The sequence below is a fragment of the Aeromonas sp. 603404 genome (assembly GCF_049171775.1).
Classification (GTDB): domain Bacteria; phylum Pseudomonadota; class Gammaproteobacteria; order Enterobacterales; family Aeromonadaceae; genus Aeromonas; species Aeromonas veronii_A.
The window spans coordinates 75533-99199 of the sequence record NZ_JAAKPE010000008.1 but is presented as its reverse complement, the minus strand read 5'-3'; the positions used below and the strand labels follow the sequence as shown (position 1 = coordinate 99199).

Below are 23667 nucleotides of genomic sequence, written 5' to 3'. Positions count from 1 at the left end.
TGGTTGGCGGTAAGAATGTAAAGCACATAATGGGTACTCAATGACTTTACCCGACACGAGCAGGTCAACGTCACTCTGAAAGCCATACACCCATCAGCACTGCACGCGGTGGCTGATATCGTAATGATGCCAAGCCGTAGCATGCTTCTTTCTTGGTTGTGATGAATAAGCCGGGCGGGAGAGATGCGACAAAGGGGCGCCTTGACGCGCCCCTTCAGTGGGTCAAGCCATAACCGGAATGAGCCGATAACGGGTTATGTGCTGATAGCGTTCTCCTGGCTCCAACCATGGGTTACCTAATTCTGGACGGTTCGGACTATCTGGCACTTGCTGTGCTTCCAGGCAGAGCCCCTGATAGTTGCCCCAATGTCCCCCCCCGCGTTTTGGGGTGCCAGCCAACCAGTTGCCGGTGTAGAGCTGGACGCCTGGCTGATTGGTGTACATCTCCATACACAGGCTGCCATCCCCTGCCATCAGGGTGGCTTGTGGTGAGGGCGAGGCATCAACAAACAAGAAACAGTGGTCGAATCCCAGACATTTTTTTTGCTGCGCATGGGCCATCCACTGTTCTCCGACCCGCTTGCCATGGCGTAGATCGAATACTCCTTCGACCGGCGCAATACCAAGCGGCAGCGAGTGTTCATCGGTTGGCAGATAGCGGTCTGCATTAATGATGATGTGGTGATCACGCACATCACCACCATCCAGGTTGAAATAGGCATGGCTGGTGAAATTGACCGGGGTCGGAGCATCTGTGGTGGCGCTCAGCTCGATCACTAGATCGGTCTGCTCCAGCCGGTATTCTACGGTGACGTCCAGATTACCAGGGAAACCCTGTTCGCCATCGGCCAGCCGAGTTTGCAGACGGATGCGATCTTCCGCCAGCCCGTCCAGTTGCCACTCCCGGTTGTGCAGAGAGTCACTGCCCCCGTGCAGGCAGGTGGTGCCCTCGTTGGCGTCTAGTTGCCACTCTTGCCCTGCTCGCTCTAGGCGGGCGTTGCCGATACGATTGGCAAAACGTCCTACTATCGCCCCCAAATAAGAGCGTTGATTGGGGTAATCCAGCGGATCACAAGCCAGCAGCACATTGCGATAGATGCCATTGACCGGGATCTCGAGGGCGGTGAGCGTTGCCCCGAAATCGAGTACGCTCAACCGCAGGCCGGCTGCATTCTGCAGATGGAACTCTTTCATGCGATGCCCCCTGCACCGGCGCTGGCGCGGCAGACGTAGCAGTCGGCTTTGAGGCCGGAGAGGGCCGGATACTCTGCCTCGACGGCGGCAATCACCTCGGCCACTTTCTCCGGGCGCAACAGGGCGACCACGCAGCCGCCGAAGCCGCCACCGGTCATCCGCACGCCGCCATCTGTGCCGATCTTGGCCTTGATGATCTCCACCAGACCGTCGATGGCGGGCACTGTGATCTCGAAATCATCGCGCATGGCGGCGTGTGATTCGGCCATCAGCTCGCCGAGTCGGGTCAGATCGTGGCTCGCCAGTGCATCGGCCGCCGCCAGGGTGCGGGCGTTTTCACCGACGATGTGGCGGGCACGACGATAGCAAGCATCATCCAGCCCGGCCTTGCCCGCTTCCAGTCCGGCCAGATCGAGGTCGCGCAGCGCCTTGACTCCGTAGTGATGGGCGGCCGCTTCACACTGCTGGCGGCGGGTGTTGTATTCGCTGTCCACCAGACCGCGACGCACATTGGAGTTGACGATCAGCACCGCCAGATCCGCAGGCATGGGGATGAGGCGAGTCTCCAGCGAGCGGCAGTCGAGCAGCAGGGCATGATCCGTTTTGCCGCTGGCGGAGATCATCTGATCCATGATGCCGCAGTTGCAGCCGACGAACTTGTTCTCCGCCTGCTGGCCATTGAGGGCGATCTCGGCCTGGCTGATGTCGAGCCCCAACGCCTCTTTGAATGCCTGGCCGATGGCCACTTCCAGCGAGGCGGAGGAGGAGAGACCAGCACCCTGCGGCACGTTGCCGGAGACCACCAGATCGAGGCCGCGCAGTGCATAACCACGTTCTTGCAGATATTTCACCACGCCGCGGATGTAGTCGCTCCAGCGCTGGCTGGGGTGGTGCTCGATGGGCTGGTCGAGGTCGAACTGGTCGCGCTGGTTGTCGTAGTCGGCGGCGATCACCTGTACTTGCCTGTCATCGCGCAGGCCGATGGCAACGCAGGTCTCATAGTCGATGGCGCAGGGCAGCACGAAGCCGTCGTTGTAGTCGGTATGTTCACCGATGAGGTTGACGCGGCCGGGGGCGCGCACCAGCAGATCGGGCGCTTTGGCAAATTGCTCGGTAAAAACGGCGCTGACGCGTTGGCTGGGGGTCATAGGGCCTCCTCATTGGTGTGGCTGGTCTGGGTGTAGTGAATGGGGCTCAGGGCGCGCAGTCGCTCGGCGGCCTGCTCGGGTGTAAGGTCACGCTGGGTTTCGGCCAGCATCTCGAAGCCGACCATAAATTTGCGCACGGTGGCGGAGCGCAGCAGCGGCGGATAGAAGTGGGCATGCAACTGCCACGCCTCGGGGCAATCCGATTTGGGCGGTGCAAAGTGCCAGCCCATGGAGTAGGGGAAGCTGCACTCGAACAGGTTGTCGTAGCGGCTGGTGAGCTCCTTGAGCGCCACCGCCAGATCCTGTTGCTGGGCCTGGGTCAGGTTGAGCATGGAGGGGACGTGCGCCTTGGGCAGCAGCAGGGTTTCGAACGGCCAGGCGGCCCAGAAGGGGACGACGGCGAGCCAGTGCTCGGTCTCCACCACGATGCGCGAGCGATCCGCCAGCTCCCGCTCCACATACTCCAGCAGCATGGGGCGGCCATGCTCGGCCAGCCAGTCGCGCTGGTGCTGCTCTTCGCGGGCGATCTCGTTGGGCAGGAAGTCGCTGCCCCAGATCTGGCCGTGGGGGTGCGGGTTGGAGCAGCCCATGACGGCCCCTTTGTTTTCAAATACCTGCACCCACTCCCACTGGGCCGACAGTTCGGCGACCTGATCCATCCAGGTGGTGATCACCCCTTCGATGGCGGGCAGCGGCAGCTCGGGCAGGGTCTTGCCGTGATCCGGCGAGAAGCAGATGACCCGGCTGGTGCCGCGGGCGGCTTCCAGTTTCAGCAGGGGATCGCTGGCGCTCTCGGCGGCCGGGGTATCCTGCATCAGGGCGGCGAAGTCGTTGGTAAAAACGAAGGTGCCCTTGTAGTCGGGGTTGATGTCGCCAGTGACCCGGGTGTTGCCGGCGCAGAGGAAGCAGTCGGGATCGTGGGCCTGCTTGGGGGCCTGACTCACCTTCTCCACCTGTCCCTGCCAGGGGCGTTTGGCCCGGTGGGGGGAGACCAGCACATACTGGCCGGTCAGCGGGTTGAAGCGGCGATGGGGATGATCGACGGGGTTGAACATCATCTCTCCTGAATAAGGTATTGAAAAATAAAGTCGTTTATTAACGGTGAGCAGGCTGGCCTACTCCTCGTAACCGTTCGGGTTGGCAGATTGCCAGCGCCAGCTGTCGGCGCACATGGCGTCGATGTTGCGGGTCGCCTGCCAGCCCAGTTCACGCTGCGCCTTGGCCGGATCGGCCCAGCAGGCGGCGATATCGCCCGGGCGACGCGGCTCGATGCGAAATGGCAGCGGCTTGCCACAGGCAGCAGAGAAAGCGGCGACCAGCTGCAACACGCTCTGGCCCTGGCCGGTGCCCAGGTTGTAGGTGTGCACGCCACCCTTGCCGGCGCAGTGTTGCAGCGCCTTGACATGCCCTTCGGCGAGATCCATCACGTGGATGTAGTCGCGCACACCGGTGCCGTCCGGGGTGGGGTAATCGTTTCCAAAGACCGAGAGGCAGTCGCGACGGCCGATGGCGACCTGAGTGATATAGGGCATCAGATTGTTGGGAATGCCTTGTGGATCTTCCCCCATAGTGCCCGACTCGTGGGCGCCGACCGGGTTGAAGTAGCGCAGCAGGATCATGCTCCAGTGCGGCTCGGCCAGCTGCAGATCCTCGAGGATCTCCTCGATGATCAGCTTGGAGCGACCGTAGGGGTTGGTAGCGCTGCGGGGGAAATCCTCACGGATCGGCAGACTGGCGGGATCGCCGTAGACGGTCGCCGAGGAGCTGAACACCAGATTGTGCACCCCGGCCCGTTTCATCGCCTGCAGCAGGGTGAGGGTGCCGCCGAGGTTGTTCTCGTAGTAATCCAGTGGAATGCGGGTCGACTCGCCGACCGCCTTGAGGGCGGCAAAGTGGATTACTGCGTCGATCTGCTGCTCGGCGAAGATCCGGTCCAGCAGGGCGGCATCGCGAATATCCCCTTGATAGAACACGGGTTGCTGGCCGCTGATAGCGGCGACTCGAGTCAACACGCTGCGCTTGCTGTTGCCGAGGTTGTCGACCACCACGGGATTCATACCTGCCGCTTGCAGGGCCAGAGAGGTGTGGCTGCCGATATATCCGCAGCCGCCGGTGACCAGAACGTTCATCTTGCTCTCCACTGAAAAAGTGTCTGGAAGGAGTCTAGCCGAGGGTGTGGCGACCAAACTGTGAGCTTGCTTGCAAAACAGTGTAAACGATTACACTGTTTTTGTGATTATCCTGACGGCAGATATACGTTTCACCCCTGTTTTCAATGGGTTTGCTGGGTATAATGGCGCTCTATCGCACAGTGAAAGAAGTGAAAACAGCATGAGCACCATCAAGGATGTCGCCCGTTTGGCCAATGTGTCGGTGGCAACGGTTTCACGGGTGATGAACAACTCCCCCAAGGCCAGCGCCGCATCTCGCGAAGTGGTGCAGAAGGCCATGGCCGAACTGGGCTACACCCCCAACGCCAACGCGCGGGCACTGGTCAGCCAGACCTGCGACACCATGGGGGTAGTGGTCGGTGACGTGGCGGATCCCTTCTTCGGCGCACTGGTGAAGGGGGTCTCCGGCATCGCCGTCGAGCAGAACCTTCACCTGCTGATGGGTAACGGTTTTCACAAGGCGCGTCAGGAGCGTGAAGCGATCGAGCTGCTGATCGGCAAGCGTTGCGAGGCGCTGGTGGTGCACAGCAAGGCGCTGAGCGACGAGGAACTGTGCGATTACGCCATGCGGGTGCCCGGCATGGTGTTGATCAACCGCGATATTCCTGCCCTCAAGGGGCGCTGCATCGCCCTCAACAATCGGCTGGGTGCGGCTACGGCAACTCGCCACCTGATCGAACTGGGTCACCGCCATATTGCCTTTATCAGCTCGGATCACGCCATTGAGGATGCCACCTTGCGCCTGCAGGGTTATCAGGATGGATTGATGGAAGCGGGTCTGGCAGCCGATCCCGAGCTTATCGAGAGCGGCACGCCGAACGAGGAGGGGGGCGAGCGCGCCATGCTCAACCTGCTGGCCAAGGGGCTCAAGGTGACCGCCGTGGTAGCCTATAACGATGCCATGGCGGCGGGCGCCATCTCAGTGCTGGCGGATAACGGCCTGCGAGTGCCGGAGGAGGTCTCGGTAGTGGGCTTCGATGACATCATCTATGCCAGATATTTGCGCCCCAAGCTCTCCACCATGCGCTATCCCATCGAGCTGATGGCGGCCCAGGCGGCCAAGCTGGCCATTCAGCTGGCGGCGGGGGAGAGTGACGCGACCCAGAGCCGGATCTATACCCCCACCCTGATCAATCGCCACTCGGTGGCACCGGTTCGGGCCGGATAGCCCCCTTTTGCGGCCCTGTTCGGGGCCGTTTCTTGCACAGTTATTGTTTTACCTATTTTTAATCATTTTTACTCCGCTTTACTTAACAAAATCAGTGTAATCGTTTACATCTGTGTGAGCGAGATCGCCGTTCCCTGCGTCATACTTCTCTAGACTGAATACGTTTTCCAATCAGCAGGGAGAGAGTGAATGCTCAGGGAGATAGTGGCGCGTCAGGATTGGCAGACTCAGGCCATTACATCGGTAAACCGGCTGGCAGCCCATACCCCCATGTTCAGCTGGCGCAGCGAAGCGGATGCCAGGGGTGATCTGGCCTCTTCCTCCCGTCTCTTGCTCGATGGCGAGTGGCGCGTCTCCTTCTTTGCCGCTCCCGAATTGGTGCCCGAGAGCTGGCTGGCGCAGGATCTGGTGGATGCTTGCCCCATTACAGTGCCGGGCAACTGGCAGCTGGATGCCGCCTATCCAGCTGAGCGGCCGCTCACCGATGGCCCCATCTACACCAATATCAAGTACCCCTTTCCCTGCGATCCACCGCGAGTGCCGGCAGACAATCCTACTGGCTGCTACTCCCGCGAGTTCGAGCTGCCCGCCGACTGGCTGGCCAGCGGCCAGAGCCGGATCATCTTTGACGGGGTGAGCAGTGCCTTCTATCTCTTCTGCAACGGCCGCTGGGTCGGCTACTCCCAGGACAGCCGGCTGCCCGCCGAATTCGATCTGACTCCTTATCTGCAAGCCGGTCGCAACCGGCTGGCGGTGCTGGTGCTGCGCTGGTCCGATGGCTCCTATCTGGAAGATCAGGATATGTGGTGGCTGTCGGGGATTTTCCGCTCCGTCAGCCTGCTGCACAAACCGTCCCGTTATCTTATGGATATGCGGGTGACCCCCGAGCTGGATGCCTGCTATCGGGATGGCCGTCTCAAGATTGTCCTGCAGGTCGCCAATGGGGCCGGTCTGTCGGTGGAGGCCAATCTCTATGACGGCGGCGAGCGGGTCGCGACCCTGCGCCAGCCGATAGGCACCCAAGCCATTGATGAGAAAGGGGCGTATGACGATCATGCCGAGCTGTGGCTCGACGTGGCTGCACCGCACAAGTGGAGCACCGAGACGCCCCATCTCTATCGCCTGACCCTTACCCTGCTGGACGAGCAGGGCAAAGCCATCGAGAGCGAGGCGTGCGATGTGGGCTTTCGGGTAGTGGAGATCCGTGGTGGCCTGCTGCGGGTCAACGGTCAGCCGCTGCTTATTCGTGGTGCCAACCGTCATGAACACCATCCCGCCAAGGGTTATGCCATCGATCGCGCCACCATGGAGCGGGATCTGCTGCTGATGAAGCGGCACAACTTCAATGCGGTGCGCTGTTCCCACTATCCCAACCACCCCGACTTCTATCGCCTCTGCGATCGACTCGGTCTCTATGTGGTGGACGAGGCGAATCTGGAGACCCACGGCATGACCCCCATGGGGCGGCTGGCGCGGGATCCCGCCTGGAGCAACGCCTTTCTGGAGCGGGCTACCCGCATGGTGGCGCGGGATTTCAACCACCCCTCCATCATCATCTGGTCGCTCGGCAACGAGTCGGGTTACGGCCCGGCCCACGATGCCATGTATGGCTGGATCAAGCGCAGCGACCCGAGCCGTCCGGTGCAGTACGAGGGGGGGGGGGCAGATACCCCGGCGACCGACATCATCTGCCCCATGTATGCCAGAACCCATCAGGATCAGCCCTTCCCGGCGGTGCCCAAGTGGGCGCTGGCCAAGTGGATCGGCCTGCCCGGCGAGCACCGGCCGCTGATCCTCTGCGAATATGCCCACGCCATGGGCAACAGCCTGGGGGGCTACGCCCACTACTGGCAGGCGTTTCGCGATCATCCACGCCTGCAAGGCGGGTTTGTCTGGGATTGGGTCGATCAGGGGCTCGACAAATACACCGCCGATGGTCGCCACTACTGGGGCTACGGCGGCGACTTCGGTGATGTGCAAAACGATCGCCAGTTCTGCTGCAACGGTCTGCTGTTCCCGGATCGCACCCCCCATCCTGCCCTGTTCGAGGCAAAGCGGGCCCAGCAGCCGTTCCGCTTCACTCTGCTTGAGCACACCCCGCTGCGGGTGAGGATCGAGAGCGAATACCTGTTTCGGGAAACCGACAACGAGCGGCTTTGCTGGCAGCTGTGTGAGAACGGCCATGTGCAGCAGCAGGGGGAGTTCTCCCTTGAGCTGGCGCCACAGGGGGTGGTCGAGTTGACCCTGAGCGAGGCGTTGCCCACCTTTGCGGCAGGCTCACTGGCCTGGCTCGATCTGGCCATCGTTCAGCCGCAGGCCACCCTCTGGTCGCAGGCAGATCACAAGGTCGCCCGTCAGCAGTTCACTCTGCCGACTCCCCTTGCCCTGCCAGCGCCGGTCGCTGCCGCCACCCTGAGCGAGCAGCCGGATAGCTGGCGGATCACCGCCGCAAACAGTCAGTGGCGGCTCGACAAGCTGAGCGGTCGCATCACCAGTTGGCAAAAATCGGGGCAGGAGCAGTTGCTGGCGCCGATCATTGATCACTTCTATCGCGCACCGCTCGACAACGACATTGGCACCAGCGAAGCGGATCACGCCGACCCCAACTCCTGGATTGCTCGCTGGCAGGGCTGTGGTCTCGGTCAGTGGCTGCACCGCTGTTTGGGGATCACGGTCGCCGGAGGGGATATCCGGGTCAGTCATGGCTACTTCCACCACGATGAGCTGCTGCTGGTGAGTCACTGGCATCACCACTTTACCGACGATGGTGCCATGAGCCTGGAGATAGAAACCGAGCTGGCGCAGGTTCTGCCGTCGCTGCCGCGGATTGGCCTGCTGCTTCATCTGGCCGAGGTACCGGCGCGAGCCGAATGGCTGGGGCGTGGCCCGCACGAAAACTATCCGGATCGCCTGCTGGGCGCCGATCTGGGGCGCTGGAGCCTGCCGCTGGAGGCCATGCACACCCCTTACATCTTCCCGAGCGACAACGGCTTGCGTTGCGATAGCCGCCAGTTGCAGCTGGGTAGCACGACGGTGAACGGCAGTTTCCATTTCAGTGCCAGCCGCTTCAGTCAGCAACAGCTGGCCGCTGCTCGTCACCAGAGCGATCTGGTGGCCGAAGAGGGGCTGTGGGTCTGTCTCGATGGCGCCCACATGGGGGTGGGCGGGGATGACTCCTGGAGCCAGAGCGTGCGTCCCGAGTATCAACTGCTTGAGCGTCGTTACCGTTGGGGCTGCACTCTCCGCTAATCCAGCTATGGAGGGGACTGCCTGGCCAGTGCGCCATTTTGACAACAGACCAGTAACGACTAGCCTCAATGCTGTGGGAAAGATTGAGTCTCAAATCTGATTTAAATTTATATGTATTTGAAAAATAAAAACAAAGTTTCAATGTAACAGAGTGTAATCGTTTTCATTTTGTCGTCATGATCACAGAAGAAATGACAACAAACTGATTACATTGATTGGCGCTTGCTCAATTGCTCGCCACCCTACAACACAGATAGACACATCGGAGCACACATAATGAAAAAACTGACCACAGTTGCCGCCCTGCTGATGGGCATGATGGCTGGAGCCAATGCCCAGGCTGACACCCGTATCGGGGTAACCGTCTACAAGTACGACGACAACTTCATGGCGGTCGTGCGCAAGGCCATCGAGAAGGAGGCGGCAGCCACTCCGGGGGTGGAACTGCTGATGAACGACTCCCAGAACGACCAGTCCAAGCAGAACGACCAGATCGACGTGCTGCTGGCCAAAGGGGTGAAGGCGCTGGCCATCAACCTGGTTGACCCGGCTGCGGCACCGGTGGTGATTGAGAAAGCCCGTGGCGAAGATATCCCGGTGGTCTTCTACAACAAGGAGCCAAGCGCTACCGATCTGGCCAGCTACGACAAGGCCTACTACGTGGGCACCGACTCCAAGGAGTCAGGGATCATCCAGGGTCAGCTGATTGCCAAACACTGGAAAGCTCATCCGGAGTGGGATCTGAACAAGGATGGCGTGATCCAGTTCGTGTTGCTGAAAGGGGAGCCGGGCCACCCGGATGCCGAAGCGCGCACCTCCTACGTGGTCAAGACCCTGAACGATGGCGGCGTCAAGACTGAACAACTGCACATGGATACCGGTATGTGGGATACCGCCATGGCGAAAGACAAGATGGACGCCTGGATCTCCGGCCCCAACGCCAACAAGATCGAAGTGGTCATCGCCAACAACGACGGCATGGCAATGGGTGCAGTCGAGTCACTGAAAGCCCAGGGCAAGACTGCCATTCCGGTATTCGGCGTCGATGCGCTGCCGGAAGCGCTGGCCATGGTCAAGAGCGGTGCCATGGCGGGTACCGTGCTGAACGATGCGGCCAATCAGGCCAAAGCTACCTTCGAGCTGACCAAGAACCTGGCTGAAGGCAAACCGGCCGGTGAAGGCACCAAGTGGAATATCGTCGACAAGGTAGTACGTGTTGCCTACGTCGGTGTGGATAAAGACAACCTGTCCCAATTCGAGTAATTCCCTCCTTCAGGGCAAGGGAGATCCCCTTGCCCTTTTTTCAACCAGATGTGATGGCTGATATGACAACACAGCAACAATCAGAATGGCTGTTGGAGATGATTGACGTCAGTAAGAGCTTTCCCGGCGTCAAGGCACTCGATAATGTCAATTTACGGGTCCGTCCTCATTCTGTGCATGCGTTGATGGGCGAGAACGGAGCGGGAAAATCCACACTGCTCAAGTGCCTGTTCGGTATTTACGAGAAGGATCAGGGCAAGATCTTCTTCAAGGGGCAGGAGATCAACTTCACCTCCTCCAAAGAGGCGCTGGAAAATGGCGTCTCCATGGTACATCAGGAGCTCAACCTGGTGTTGCAGCGTACCGTGATGGACAACATGTGGCTCGGCCGCTACCCCACCAAGGGGTGGTTTATCGACCACGGCAAGATGTATGACGACACCAAGCGCATCTTCGATGAGCTGGATATCGACATCGACCCCAAGGTGAAGGTCGCGACCCTGTCGGTCTCCCAGATGCAGATGATCGAGATCGCCAAGGCGTTCTCCTACGATGCCAAGATCGTCATCATGGACGAACCCACCTCCTCCCTGACCGAGAAAGAGGTGAATCACCTCTTCAAGATCATCAACAAGTTGAAGGAGAAGGGGTGCGGCATCGTCTACATCTCTCACAAGATGGAGGAGATCTTCCAGCTCTGTGACGAGATCACCATATTGCGGGATGGCCAGTGGGTGGCAACCCAGCCGCTCAAGGGCATGACCATGGATCAGATCATCGGCATGATGGTCGGCCGTGAACTGACCCAGCGTTTCCCGGAAAAGACCAACCAGCCGAAAGAGGTGATCCTCGAGATCGAACACCTGACGGCGAAAAACCAGCCCTCCATTCAGGATGTGACCTTCAACCTGCACAAGGGGGAGATCCTCGGCATCGCCGGACTGGTCGGGGCCAAGCGCACCGATATCGTCGAGACCCTGTTCGGTATTCGCGATCGCAGTCAGGGCAGCATCAAGTTGCATGGCAAAGAGGTGGCCAACCACAATGCCCACGAAGCGATCCGCAACGGCTTTGCGCTGGTGACTGAAGAGCGCCGCTCCACCGGTATCTACTCCCGGCTCGATATCGCCTTCAACTCCCTGATCGCCAACATGGACAGCTACAAGGGCTCCATGGGGCTGCTCAGCGACAACAAGATGAAGAGCGATACCCAGTGGGTGATCGACTCCATGCGGGTCAAGACGCCGACCCAGCAGACCCAGATCGGTTCCCTCTCCGGGGGCAACCAGCAGAAGGTGATCATCGGTCGCTGGCTGCTGACCCAGCCGGAGATCCTGATGCTCGACGAGCCCACCCGCGGCATCGACGTCGGGGCCAAGTTCGAAATCTACCAGCTCATCCTGGAGCTGGCGAAGAAGGATAAAGGGATCATCATCATCTCGTCAGAGATGCCGGAATTGCTGGGGATCACCGACCGGATCATGGTCATGAGCAACGGCCGGGTCGCCGGGATCGTCAATACCAAAGAAACTGACCAGAGCGAGATACTGCGCCTGGCATCTCTGTACCTCTAGAGACAGGAAGACATTTATGGAGTCGGCTAAAAATTTCAATCTGATGCAGGCGCTCAAGGAAAACGCCATCTATCTGGTGCTGCTGGTGCTGCTCATGGTCATCGTGATCCAGGAGCCCTCCTTCCTGAGCCTCACCAACTTCAGCAACATCCTGACCCAGTCCTCGGTGCGGGTCATCATAGCGCTGGGGGTGGCGGGTATCATCATCACTCAGGGGACGGATCTCTCGGCCGGTCGTCAGGTCGGTCTGGCGGCACTCATCGCGGCAACCATGTTGCAGGCGCTGACCAACGTCAACAAGGTGTTCCCGACGCTGGGGGAGGTGCCCATTCCTGCGGTGATCCTGCTGGTGTGTGTGGTGGGGGCGCTGATTGGTCTGGTCAACGGTCTGATCGTGGCCTACCTGAACGTTACCCCGTTCATTACCACCCTGGGCACCATGATCATCGTCTACGGTATCAACTCCCTCTACTTTGACTCGGTAGGGGCCTCGCCGGTGGCCGGGTTTGATCCCCGCTTCTCCAGCTTCGCTCAGGGCTTTATCCGGATAGGAGGATTCAAGCTCTCCTATCTCACCTTCTATGCAGCCATCGCCAGCGTCTTTGTCTGGGTGCTTTGGAACAAGACCCGCTTTGGCAAAAACATCTTCGCCATCGGCGGTAACCCCGAGGCGGCCAAGGTCTCCGGCGTCAATGTGGCGGTCAATCTGGTAATGATCTATGCGCTGGCGGGGGTCTTCTACGCCTTCGGCGGCATGCTGGAAGCAGGCCGTATCGGTAGCGCCACCAACAACCTCGGCTTCATGTACGAGCTGGATGCCATCGCGGCGTGCGTGGTGGGCGGCGTGTCGTTTGCCGGCGGGGTGGGAACGGTCGCGGGTGTGATCACCGGCGTACTTATCTTCACCCTGATCAACTATGGTTTGACCTATATCGGGGTCAGCCCTTACTGGCAGTTCATCATCAAGGGCGGCATCATCATTCTGGCGGTGGCATTGGATTCCATGAAGTACGCCAAGAAGAAATAACGATTGGCAGGGAGGGTTGGCGCTGCCAGCCCTCTCTTCTGGAGGGAACCCATGCCATTCAAGGTCAAGATTTACCTCTTGCTGCTACTGGCCATTCTGGTCACCATCGGCACCGCCGGGCTCAGCGTCAACCACTTCATCAGTGGCTACATTCGCACTCAGGCCACCCACAACATCAACGAACAGATCACCCTGGTCAAAGAGAAGCTGGCCAGCGACATCAATCAGAAAATCCTGTTGGCCGCCAACCTCAACTTCGGGGTGACCAACGTCAAGAAGACCCTGCAAGAGACCGGTTTTCACAACATCGTCAAGGTGATCGGCGACATGGCCTTCGACGTGAGCGGGGTCATCAACGACAGCGCCAAAGTCGATGCGCTGCGCAAGCTGATCCCCGCCGCCAATAACCAGATCACCGTCAGCCCGCTGCAACAGGTGGATGGCAAGCCGGTCATCACCATTCTGGTGCCGCGCGGTGCCGATTCCGCATATCTCTACTACCTCGACATGAGCGAGTTCAAAAGCCTGCTGGAGAAGATGAGTGGCGATGGCCGCTACTTCTCGCTGGCCGACAGTCAGGGCAACAGCCTCTATAACAGCAAGCCGCAGGGGGAGAGCGAAGCGCGCCCCAACCAGCTGGATATTCGCGGCAGCAGCTGGACGCTGACTGGCTACATCGACCTCGACTACATCCAGGCGATGACCCGTGCACTCAACGGCCAGATCATCATGGCGCTGCTCGGTGTCGCCGTGGTGGTGATGGTGCTTGCCATACTGGCACTCAACGTGGCTTATCGCCCTATCCTCTCGCTGCGGGATCTGGTGCTGGAGCTCTCTCGCGGCAGTGGCGATCTCACCCGCCGGCTGGCGGTGACCAGTACCGATGATCTGGGCCAGATCTCGGCCGGGATCAACCGCTTTATCGAGCGGCTGCAGGAGATGATGGGGGAGGTGCGACAGGCGAGCGGCCAGCTCAACAGCGGTATCGAGGGGCTGGCCAGTCAGACCGGCGCCGCCCAGTCCCTGCTGGCGGACCATGTACGCGAGACCGAGCAGGTGGTGACCGCCATCAACGAGATGAGCCGCACCGCGGTCTCCGTCTCCGAGAGTGCGGCCAGCACTGCCCAGCTCACCGGCCAGAGCCAGCAGCTGGCAAGCCAGTCCCGTCAGGTGGTGGATCAGGCGATGGTCAGCGTGATGGCGCTGGTGGACGAAGTGGAAGCCACTGCTCGCTCCATCGAGGCGATGCAGCAGGATGTGCAGCAGATTGGCTCTGTGCTGGGGGTGATCGGCAGCATTGCCGAACAGACCAACCTGCTGGCCCTCAACGCCGCCATCGAGGCGGCCCGCGCTGGTGAACAGGGGCGTGGCTTTGCGGTGGTGGCAGACGAGGTGCGTTCCCTCGCGGCCCGCACCCAGCAGAGCACAGCCGAGATCCAGACCATGCTGGCCAGTCTGCAGCGAGGCACCCGCACTGTGGTGGATGCCATGGGCAATACCAAGCAGAGCTGTCAGGGGGCGGCCGAGAACACCACCAGGGTCAACGAGTCGCTGGACCTGATGGCGGGAGAAGTGGTGGAGATCAACGATCTCATCAGCCATATCGCCACGGCGGCGGAGCAGCAGAGCGCGGTGGCCGAAGAGATCAATCGCAACATGAGCGCCATCGCCGAGGTGATCCGCCAGCTGACCCACAATGGCGAAGCGACGGTCGCCAGCTCTGCGGCGATGCAGCAGACCTACGACCGGCTGCGGGAGATCGTGGGCCACTTCCGGTTGGAGTGAGGCCGGTGTTCAGTCACTAACAAAACAGGGCCATCCGGCCCTGTTGTTGTTTTCCTGTCTGCCTGAATCAACCGGCCTTGCGGCGCAGATAGACCCCGGCTTCCATGTGATGGGTCCAGGGGAACTGGTCGAACAGGGCGAAACGGGCGATCTCGTGGGTTTCGCCCAGAACGGCCATGTTGGCCTGCAGGGTCTCGGGGTTGCAGGAGATGTAGAGGATGTTGTCGTACTCCTGCACCAGCTTGACGGTGGCATCATCGAGACCGGCGCGGGGCGGGTCGACGAAGATGGTGTTGCACTGGTAGCTCTTGAGGTCGACCCCCTTGAGGCGGTTGAACTCCCGCTCGCCACGCATCGCCATGGTGAACTCCTCGGCTGACATGCGCAGGATGATCAGGTTGTCGACGCCATTGGCGGCGATATTGAACTGGGCGGAGTCGACGCTCGGCTTGGCGATCTCGGTGGCCAGCACCTTGCGGAAGTTCTGCGCCAGCGCGATGGAGAAGTTGCCGTTGCCGCAATAGAGCTCCAGCAGGTCCCCTTCGCTCTCTTTGGTCACATCCAGCGCCCAGGCCAGCATCTGCTCGTTGATGGCGGCGTTGGGCTGGGTGAAGCTGTTCTCCACCTGCTTGTAGGTGAGCTGGCGACCCGCCACGTTGAGCTGCTCGATGACGAAGTCATCCCCCAGACAGATCTTCTGCTTGTGGGCGCGGCCAATCAGCTGCAGCTCGAACCCTTTGGCGCGCAGAGCGGCCTGCAGCGCTTCGGCGGCTTGTTGCCATTCGGCCTCCAGCTTGCGGTGATAGAGCAGGCTGACGATGATCTGGCCGGACTGGGTGGAGAGGTAGTCGATCTGGAACAGCTTGCGACGCAGCACCTGATGGGGACGCAGCCCCTCCAGCAGCAGCGGCATCAGCTGGTTGATGAGGCGGCTGGCAGTGGGGAAGTGGTCGACCCGGATAATTTCTTTGGTCGCCGGGGCATACATGCAGTGGAAGAGGTCGTCCCCCTCGTGCCAGATGCGAAATTCGGCGCGCATCCGGTAGTACTCCGCCGGTGAGCTGTGCACTTCCAGCGCCGGGAGGGTGAAGCCGGCAAACAGCTCGGTGAGGCGAGCGTGCTTTTCGTCGAGTTGGGCCTGATAGTCGGCCGCGGTTCTAGGCGCCGGAGCGTTCGCGGAAGGCTGTTGGGATTGGGTCATAAATACCTCACATGCACACCGGCCGGGCCGGGTCGAAATCGGGGGAAGGCAACAGGCCACCCAAAGGGGCCCGATTTTAAAAGCCAGCCGCAGATTGTCCAGCATTTTGTGGTCAAGAAGTGTTCAGTCAGGCCGATAGCTGATCTACAGGCATGGTGGGAGGACACATTATGCAGATCGAAGGAGTGGGCGCAGCCCAACCCAAGGGAGTGGGTGTTTCTCCCAAATCGCCCCAACAGGCGGAGCAGAAACAGGTCAAGAGCGAGGAGGCGGTCTCCTTGCACAAGCCGCCCAAGTGGGCGCAGGTGCTGATCCAGCAGGCGTTGCAGTTCTCGCTGGAGATCAACGGCCAGGGCTATCAGGCGCCGAAGGTGAAAGAGCCCGAGGAGATCACCCCGGAGACCCTGTTCGACTTCCAGTCGGTGGCGGACAACGTGCTGCAGTTCGTGACCGGGCGGCTTGGTGCCGCGCGCGCCGATGGCAAATCCGACGACGACCTGACCGGGATGATGGAGCAGGCCCGCAAGGGGGTCGACAAGGGCTTTGAGGAGGCGAAGAAGCAGCTCGGCAAGTGGGCGACTGACAACGACGATATCAAAACCGGTATCGATCAGAGCTACAAGCTGATCCAGAAAGGGCTCGAGGAGTTCGAGAAGGAGTTCTTCGGCAAGGTCTCCCCGACCGACATGGGACAGGCCGAGATGGCCAGTCGCCAGCAGGGTTATCTGGAGATCCAGACCAAGGATGGCGACAAGGTAGTGCTGCGCTTCAACGACAGCTGGCAGACCAAGTCCCAGAGTAGCGAGAGCGGCAGCCAGTTCAGCCTCAAATCGAGCCAGAGCTTCAGCTTCTCGCTGGAGGGGGATCTCAGCAGTGAGGAGATGGAGTCCATCGGCAAGCTGGTCAAGGGGATCGACGAGCTGGCGGGGAACTTCTTCTCCGGCAACTTCGAGGAGCTGCTGGACAAGGCGGGCGAGCTGAAACTGGATGACAGTCAGCTGGCCTCCTACTCCCTCAAGCTCAAGCAGAGCGTCAAGCTGAGCCAGACCTATCAGGGGGCGCACTCCCTGCAGGATCTGCTCAAGCCGTTTGCAGACTACCTGCCCAAGCTGGAGCAGGTGCAGAAACAGGCAGATACCCTGCTGCCACCATCCCAACAACAGGCGCTGACCCCGGCCGTGTTGGCGGCGAGAGGGGAAGGGGAACCGGCACAGGTCGATCGCTTCACCAGCTTCAACCAGCGGATGCTGGAGGCGCTGCGGATGATCAACCAGTTCCAGCCCTCCACCGAGCCCGCCAGTAAGAACGTCTGAGCCACAGCGCGTTACGCAAGTAATGAGCTGCCGTTTGCCAGCCCTTCCCGGGGCTGGCAAACTGGCCTTTTCTCCAATCCGGTTGCCCCATGAACCCCAAGAAGCCAAGAGACAAGCGCGAGCTCTGCTACCCCTTTATCTTCGAAACCTCGCTCAAGTGTGACTTCGAGATCGCCACCGATGAACTCTGCTGCCAGGTCGGTGCCGTGCTGTCACACTTTGCACCGGATGCCGATATTGCGCCCATGCTGGCGGATCTCGCGGCGTTGCAGCGCCTTATCTATAACCTCAACGGTTCGGTGCGCGGCAAGCTGGGGATCTTCGAGGCAGACCTTGAGTGGCTCAAGGCCCGTTACGACCACTACAACGAGGCGAGTCGCGGCAGCGTCACCGGTTTTGTGCTGCCACAGGGGCCACAGCCCATTCCCACCCTCCATCTGTGCCGCTGCGGCAGCAAGAAGGTGGTGCGGCTGCTGGTCAGGCTGGAAGAGAGCGGGGTGGCCTTCGATCCCATTCTCTATCGCTTCGCCAACCTGCTGGCCAACTTCTTCTTCGTGCTCACCGTCTACCTCAAGCAGCGCTGGCAGGTGCCGGAAGTGCCCTACGTCAGCATCAACTACTGATGGCGGCTGGTTAGGGGCCAGACGTCATGGTGGATTGAACGGAATAAAAAAAACCGGCGCCTTGGGCTCCGGTTTTGTTTTCAGCGCGTAAGTTGCTCGCTCAGCTGGAGATCAGCACCCGGGCCGAGTTGGCCGGGATGGTGAGCTGTACCTCGCCCTGCACCACTTCAAACTTCTCGCCGTTGAAGGCGTCGGTGAAGCGGCTGGCGGGGCTCGCGGTCTGCCACAGGGGCAGGCTGATGGTGCGCGGCTCGCTCGGATGGCGGTTGCAGGCCACTACCACCTGATCGCTTTGCAGAGTGCGGGCGAACACATAGCTGTGGGGCCCTGCATAGAGGGTCTGGATATCGCCGCGGCGCAGGGAGGGGCGCTGGCGGCGGATTTGGATCAGTCGGCGATAGTGGTCGTGCAGCACGTGATCCCAGTCTGTGGTATCCCACGGGAAGCAGCGGCGGCAGTCCGGATCGTTGCCGCCGGAGAGCCCCACTTCATCGCCGTAGTAGATGGACGGCACACCGATATAGGTGAGCAGCAGAGTGGCGGCCAGCTGCATCCGCTGTTTGTCCTCTCCCAGCAGGTGGAGGAAACGGGCGGTATCGTGGCTGTCCAGCAGGTTGAACTGGGCCAGCTGGTTCTTGAACGGGATGTGGGCCCGCGCCAGCTTGAGCCAGCGATCCAGCTCTTCGGCGCTGATCTTGATGGGGTGGTAGGCGATATCCTGCCCCGCAAGGAAGGCGCGGATCGGGTGGGCGAAGCCATAGTAGTTCATGGCGCCGTCCTCCTGATCCCCTTGCAGCCACTGGCTCGCCTCGAAGAAGTGTTCGCCGAGCACGTAGGCGTCCGGGTTCTCCTGCTTCACTGCCCCGCGAATGGCTCGCACGTGACTGCGATTGCCCTCGGCGGTGCCGCGCTCACCCAGCATGTGGATGACGTCGAAGCGCCAGCCGTCGATCTGGTAGGGGGCGCGCATCCAGTAGCGAAGGATTGCATCGTCAGCCCGATAGACGGCGTCCTGTACCTTCTCACAGGAGAAGTCGAGCTTGGGCAGGCTGCGAATGCCCTTCCAGCTGACGTAATCCCCTTCTTTGTCAAAGGTGTAGAAGCTGCGCCACGGGGAGTCCGGGTTGCTCTGGGCGCCCAGTGGCGGGCAGAACCAGGGGTGCTCGGTAGAGGTGTGGTTGACCACCGCATCGAGGATGATCTTCATGCCGCGCTGGTGCAGGTTGCGGGTCAGCTCGGCGAACTGCTCGTTGCTGCCGAGGTGGGCATCCACCTTGAAGTAGTCCTGGGTGTCGTACTTGTGGTTGCTCGGTGAATCGAAGATGGGGTTGAGGTAGAGCGCCGTCACTCCGAGAGATTGCAGATAGTGCAGCTTGGCATCGATGCCCGCCAGATCGCCGCCGTAAAATTCGCAGGCGCCGTGGCCCTCTTCATGACGACTGACCGGCTCACCCCACGCTTTGCTGATCACCGCCTTGCCACGGTACTCGTACTCGTGATGCTTGACGCTCAGCGACGGATCGCCGTTGCAGAAGCGGTCGGGGAAAATCTGATAGAACACCTGATCCTGCACCCAGGCCGGTGGCTGGTGCAGGCTGTTGAAGCGAAAATGTTGCTCCCGTGGCGGCATGGACGCGCTGACGCCCGCCCCGTGCAGCCACCACTGCTCCTCGTCGGTGAGGCACTTGAAGCTGTAGAGGTGGATATCCTGTCCCTTGATGAGCGGCAGTGTCGCCTGCCACACCTGCAGCCGATCGCGGGTGGAGACTGCCGTCATCGGGATCAGGTACTCCTCGTTATCCGGCTCGTGGCGCAGCCACACCTCGCGGATCGGCGCATCCAGCTCGCTAAAGAGGGTCAATTGCAGTGCGTCGGCGCTCTCTTTGAACCAGGGCGCCACCTGGGGATGAAACAGAAACGGATGTGTCATGATGCTTATTGAGTCAGAAGATCGGCGAGGGCATTACCCTGTTCATGCAGTGTTTCGAGCTGACCTGCCAGCGACTTGGGATTCAGTCCCAACTGGTCGGCGAGCGGTTTGGGGAAGCGGGCGATGATGGCCTGGGCAGGCACGCCCGCGTTCCAGGCGAAGGAGATAAACACGGCGAGGCGGATCAGCACCGCCTCCTTGCTGACCGGATCGTGGGAGAGCGGGTCAAGCTGTTGGGAGATGGCATCGACGAAGGCCTCGGAGAGGTTCCAGCGCCGCGCCAGCTCGGCACCGAGCTGGGCGTAGTCGTAACCCAGCATCTCCCGCTGTGCCTCGACCCGGCTGCTCCCCTTCTGGATCGCCAGATTGATGAGCTCCGCCTCTTCCGGCAAGGTACTCTGGATCAGTAGTTCGCCGATGTTGTGGATAAGAGCACAGGTGAAGGCGGTCTCGGGGTCGAGCACCTTGGCCTCCTGCGCCAGGGTCCGGGCTATGGTGGCGACCTGGAAGGTCTCGGTCCAGAACTTGTTCTTGTCGAAGCTGGGCGGGGCCTTGAAGGTGCCGATGATGCCGGAGGCGACCACCACGGAGCGCAGTCGGTTGAAGCCGAGCCGGATCACCGCCTGTTCAATAGAAGTCACTTCGTTGCCCCGGCGCAGGGCGGCCGAGTTGGCCATCCGCAGCACCTTGACGCTGATCACCTGATCCATGGCGATCTTGGCCGCAATCTCGTCGATGCGGGCATTCTCGTCGTTGAAGCTCTGCATCAACTCGTGCAGCAGCTTGGGAATAGTGGGGAGTTGTTTGATCTTGTCAAACAGGCGATCCATCGACATGGCTGAGGCAGCCTCCGTTGCGAACTCTGCCTCATATTGTGCCACAGCCGGACAACATGTTCCTGTTTGTGATGCGGCTTTGTGAGCGCTAGAACACCCAGTCGCGCAAGGTGTATTCCAAACGGTGCTGTTTGCCCTGCAGGATCAGGTTCTGACTGGTGCCGCTCAAGGTCGCCCCCTCGGTAAGGGTGGTCAGTACAGCCTGTTCGATAGTGTCGAGCGGCGGCATGCAGGCCATTTCGGTGCTGCCCAGACTGGTGACCCACAGCTTGTCATCTTCCAGATGGCCCTGACCGAAGTAGCGGTTGCAACCGGCGATGCCGTTGACGGTGAAGTGCTCGCCGATCTCGAAATCAGGGGGATTGTCGCGGGGGGCCTCGATCGGTTCGCCATCCAGTTTGCTCAGTACCCAGTGGTGGTGTTGCAGATCTTGCTGAACAAAGGCGGTCGAGCTGCAGCCAGCGAGCAGTAACAGGGGGATCAGCAAAAAGGGCAATCTGGGCATGAGGGGGCTCCGGTTGGGGGAGCGTCAAGAATACCCTTTTTGGGCAGTCGGGAGCAGGGCGGGAGAGGGGACGACCGACCGCTTCTGTCGCCCCTTGTCCCGCACGACTGTCGCTTAATGGCAACACACGGGTGATGTTGCCATCGATTTACGCGCCCTCAGGGCTCAGTTGGCGAACAGCCGCTCGGCATAACGGGCAAGACCCGCGGCCACCGAGCCGAAGTCATCGCCACCCTCAAGCGGGATGGACGGGAGCTTCTGGCGGATAAAGCTGGCGATCAGCGGCGAGCGGGCGCTACCGCCGGTGACGAAGATGCGATCCGGCTGCACACCGGCGGCGGCAATCGCTTCGTCCATTAGCTCGCCAATCTTCTCCAGCAGCAGGGCCGAAGCGTTGGCCAGCTGTTCGCGGGTCAGCTCCGCTTCCAGCCCTTTTTCCAGCTCGGCCAGCGACTGGCGATTGAGTTCCTGCTCCGAGAGGGCGATCTTGCCCTGCTCGGCACGCCACACCAGCTGGTGGCTCAGCTTGTGGGCCCGCAGGCTGGCCAGACGTCCCAGCTTGCTGCCGGGCTGGCTGTCGAGCTGCAGATCCTGCAGCTGGCGGGCGGTGTCGAGGCTATAGAAGCGGCTCTGGGCGCTGACGTCGTTGATGGCGGCCGCATCCCAGAACAGCGGGTGGGGCAGCGGCTTGCCGGTCTTGAGGGTCTCGTGCATGCCGAGCAGCGGCATCATCCCCTCCACCGTCAGGCGGATATCGAAGTCGTTGCCGCCGATCCGCTGGCCGCTGTGGCCGAGCAGATCGCCGCTGCGATCCAGCTGATCGCGGTAGCTGGGACCCATCCGCAGCATGGAGCAGTCGGTGGTACCGCCACCGATATCCACCACCAGCACCACGGCGTCTTCGGTTAGGCGCGCCTCGAATTCAAACCCGGCGGCCACCGGTTCATAGAGGAACTCCACCTGCTCGAAACCGGCCAGACGGGCCGCCTCGGTCAGGATGGCGATAGCTTGCTGGTTGCTCTCTTCCCCCGCCAGACCCTGGAAGTTGACCGGACGGCCGATCACCGCCTGGCGGATCGGTGCACCGAGCTGTTGTTCAGCCTGCTGGCGGACATGGAGCATCATGGCGCAGACGATGTCTTCAAACAGGGCGATCTGGGGGGCCTTGAGGCCATAGGCACCGAGGAAGGATTTCGGCGACTTGATGTAGTAGCCGTCGTCCGGCTCTTCCAGATAGCGCTCCAGTGCAGCGCCACCAAAGCTCAGCTCGTCGATCAGTCCCTCTTCGCGCATCTGGCGGCGAACCATCTGGGCGCGGGTGACCACGGGGCCACGCAACTTGAGGTACTCCGCCTGCTGGGCGGGTGCCAGCCCTTCGGCCAACAGACCGGCGATGGCATCCCGGTGGGGGGCATGCAGGGTGGAGGGGAGGTAGCGGGATGCACCAAGATTCAGCAGCCTGGGGCTACCTTGTTCCATCACGGCCACGGCACAGTTGGAGGTGCCGTAATCAAATCCGATAAACATGGGCGCCAGACTCCTGAATAAAAAAGGGGGGCTAGCCTACCCGAAGGCGCCGGGTCTCACAACCCGGCGCGTGACGAAGAGAGGGCGAGCCCTTATTCCACTTCGTTGTCGCAGCGGCCCTGGCTCTCGATGGCGCGGATATTGCCGAGGGTGGTATCGGCGATGGCGTGCAGCGCCTCACGGGTCAGGAATGCCTGATGGCCGGTGAACAGCACGTTGTGGCAGGCGGACAGGCGGCGGAACACGTCATCGGTGATCACCTCGTTGGACTTGTCGGAGAAGAAGAGATCCTCTTCCTCTTCGTAGACGTCCAGCCCCAGCGCGCCGATACGGGAGGTCTTGAGTGCCTCGATGGCAGCGTTGGAGTCGAGCAGGCCGCCACGGCTGGTGTTGATGATCATTACCCCGTCCTTCATCTTGGCAAATGCCTCCTTGTTCAACAGATGGTAGTTCTCTTTGAACAGCGGGCAGTGCAGGCTGATGATATCGGATTGGCGGAACAGGGTATCCAGATCCACGTACTCGGCTCCCAGCTCGATGGCTGCCGGATTCTGGTAAGGATCGTTGACCAGCAGGCGAACCCCGAAGCCCTTGAGGATGCGCAGGGCGGCCAGACCGATCTTGCCGGTGCCGATGACGCCAACGGTCTTGCCATGCATGTTGAAGCCGACCAGCCCTTCCAGCGAGAAGTTGGCGTCGCGGGTGCGCTGATAAGCCTTATGGATGCGGCGGTTGAGGCACATCATCATGCCGACCGCGTGTTCTGCGGTCGCCTCGGGGGAGTAGGCGGGCACCCGCACCACTTTCAGCCCCAGCTCTTTGGCGGCGGCCAGATCCACGTTGTTGTAACCGGCGCAGCGCAGGGCAATCACCTGGGTGCCGTTGGCAGCCAGTTCGGTCAATACCTCGCGGTCGGCATCGTCATTGACGAACAGACACACCACCGGGAAGCCGTGAGCCAGTCGGGCCGTTTTGGCCTCCAGCCGCACATCGAAAAACTCCAGGTCGAAGCCGTACTGGCTGTTGGCCTGGTTGAAATGCTCTTTGTCATAGCTCTTGGTACTGAATACGGCGACTTTCATGGTATGTGCTCCGCAGCGTGTGTGTCGTCAAATTACAACAAAATGGGTCAGCTATCACCGGACAAACCGGC

General features: G+C 60.9%; 18 protein-coding genes. 8 read left to right on the top strand and 10 right to left on the bottom strand.

Features of this window, described 5'->3' with window-relative positions; translation table 11 throughout:
• Positions 1-222: 222 nt before the first annotated feature.
• Genes G5306_RS12565 through galE form a run of 4 tightly spaced genes read right to left on the bottom strand, consistent with a single transcriptional unit; the run spans position 223 to position 4471 of the window.
• The gene (locus tag G5306_RS12565; RefSeq protein WP_421312936.1) at positions 223-1194 is read right to left on the bottom strand and encodes an aldose epimerase family protein; all 972 of its coding nucleotides are present in this window, start codon (positions 1192-1194) and stop codon (positions 223-225) included.
• Positions 1191-2342 carry a galactokinase gene (gene galK, locus G5306_RS12560; RefSeq protein WP_421312935.1) on the bottom strand — a complete coding sequence of 384 codons (1152 nt, stop codon included), beginning with the start codon at positions 2340-2342 and terminating at the stop codon, positions 1191-1193. Before galK ends, G5306_RS12565 begins: the two co-directional genes overlap by 4 nt.
• Positions 2339-3397: a UDP-glucose--hexose-1-phosphate uridylyltransferase gene (locus G5306_RS12555; RefSeq protein WP_421312934.1), complete on the bottom strand. Its 1059-nt coding sequence runs from the start codon at positions 3395-3397 to the stop codon at positions 2339-2341. The genes galK and G5306_RS12555 overlap by 4 nt, the downstream gene beginning before the upstream one ends.
• A 60-nt stretch (positions 3398-3457) precedes the next feature.
• A complete protein-coding gene (gene galE / locus G5306_RS12550) occupies positions 3458-4471 on the bottom strand; it encodes a UDP-glucose 4-epimerase GalE (RefSeq protein ID WP_421312933.1) in 1014 nt (337 codons plus the stop codon).
• 202 nt (positions 4472-4673) lie between these two features.
• Here galE and G5306_RS12545 point away from each other — a divergent pair, with 202 nt between their 5' ends.
• The 6 genes from G5306_RS12545 to G5306_RS12520 all read left to right on the top strand — a co-directional run bounded on the left by G5306_RS12545 (position 4674) and on the right by G5306_RS12520 (position 14579).
• Positions 4674-5681, top strand: coding sequence for a substrate-binding domain-containing protein (locus tag G5306_RS12545; protein WP_088868202.1), 1008 nt, complete (start codon positions 4674-4676; stop codon positions 5679-5681).
• Between the two features lie 189 nt (positions 5682-5870).
• Positions 5871-8930: a beta-galactosidase gene (locus tag G5306_RS12540; RefSeq protein WP_421312932.1), complete on the top strand. Its 3060-nt coding sequence runs from the start codon at positions 5871-5873 to the stop codon at positions 8928-8930.
• Positions 8931-9206: 276 nt separating this feature from the next.
• Positions 9207-10193, top strand: coding sequence for a galactose/glucose ABC transporter substrate-binding protein MglB (mglB, locus tag G5306_RS12535; protein ID WP_005340747.1), 987 nt, complete (start codon positions 9207-9209; stop codon positions 10191-10193).
• A gap of 53 nt (positions 10194-10246) precedes the next feature.
• Positions 10247-11767 carry a galactose/methyl galactoside ABC transporter ATP-binding protein MglA gene (gene mglA, locus G5306_RS12530; RefSeq protein WP_041234376.1) on the top strand — a complete coding sequence of 507 codons (1521 nt, stop codon included), beginning with the start codon at positions 10247-10249 and terminating at the stop codon, positions 11765-11767.
• Between the two features lie 16 nt (positions 11768-11783).
• Complete coding sequence (gene mglC / locus G5306_RS12525) at positions 11784-12794, top strand: galactose/methyl galactoside ABC transporter permease MglC (protein WP_005342585.1); 1011 nt, start codon at positions 11784-11786, stop codon at positions 12792-12794.
• Between the two features lie 51 nt (positions 12795-12845).
• A complete protein-coding gene (locus G5306_RS12520; protein ID WP_421312931.1) occupies positions 12846-14579 on the top strand; it encodes a methyl-accepting chemotaxis protein in 1734 nt (577 codons plus the stop codon).
• Between the two features lie 67 nt (positions 14580-14646).
• Here the strand turns inward: G5306_RS12520 and trmA are convergent, their stop codons facing one another.
• Entirely contained in the window at positions 14647-15780 is a 1134-nt protein-coding gene (trmA, locus tag G5306_RS12515; protein ID WP_421209209.1) for a tRNA (uridine(54)-C5)-methyltransferase TrmA, read from the bottom strand.
• 170 nt (positions 15781-15950) lie between these two features.
• Between trmA and G5306_RS12510 the strand changes: the two genes are divergently transcribed.
• Complete coding sequence (locus G5306_RS12510) at positions 15951-17093, top strand: DUF5610 domain-containing protein (RefSeq protein ID WP_421312930.1); 1143 nt, start codon at positions 15951-15953, stop codon at positions 17091-17093.
• A gap of 89 nt (positions 17094-17182) precedes the next feature.
• Complete coding sequence (locus tag G5306_RS12505) at positions 17183-17716, top strand: ATP--cob(I)alamin adenosyltransferase (RefSeq protein WP_421312929.1); 534 nt, start codon at positions 17183-17185, stop codon at positions 17714-17716.
• A 100-nt stretch (positions 17717-17816) separates the two neighbouring features.
• Here G5306_RS12505 and malZ read toward each other — a convergent pair whose 3' ends face one another.
• The 5 genes from malZ to G5306_RS12480 form a co-directional block, all read right to left on the bottom strand.
• Positions 17817-19646, bottom strand: a complete 1830-nt coding sequence (malZ, locus tag G5306_RS12500; RefSeq protein WP_005356962.1) for a maltodextrin glucosidase — start codon at positions 19644-19646, stop codon at positions 17817-17819.
• A 5-nt stretch (positions 19647-19651) separates the two neighbouring features.
• Entirely contained in the window at positions 19652-20482 is an 831-nt protein-coding gene (locus G5306_RS12495) for an HDOD domain-containing protein (RefSeq protein WP_421312928.1), read from the bottom strand.
• A gap of 88 nt (positions 20483-20570) precedes the next feature.
• Positions 20571-20987: an META domain-containing protein gene (locus G5306_RS12490; protein ID WP_107683310.1), complete on the bottom strand. Its 417-nt coding sequence runs from the start codon at positions 20985-20987 to the stop codon at positions 20571-20573.
• Positions 20988-21152: 165 nt separating this feature from the next.
• Entirely contained in the window at positions 21153-22514 is a 1362-nt protein-coding gene (gene yegD / locus G5306_RS12485) for a molecular chaperone (RefSeq protein ID WP_064339148.1), read from the bottom strand.
• Between the two features lie 92 nt (positions 22515-22606).
• Positions 22607-23596 carry a 2-hydroxyacid dehydrogenase gene (locus G5306_RS12480; protein ID WP_005340720.1) on the bottom strand — a complete coding sequence of 330 codons (990 nt, stop codon included), beginning with the start codon at positions 23594-23596 and terminating at the stop codon, positions 22607-22609.
• Between the last annotated feature and the right edge of the window lie 71 nt (positions 23597-23667).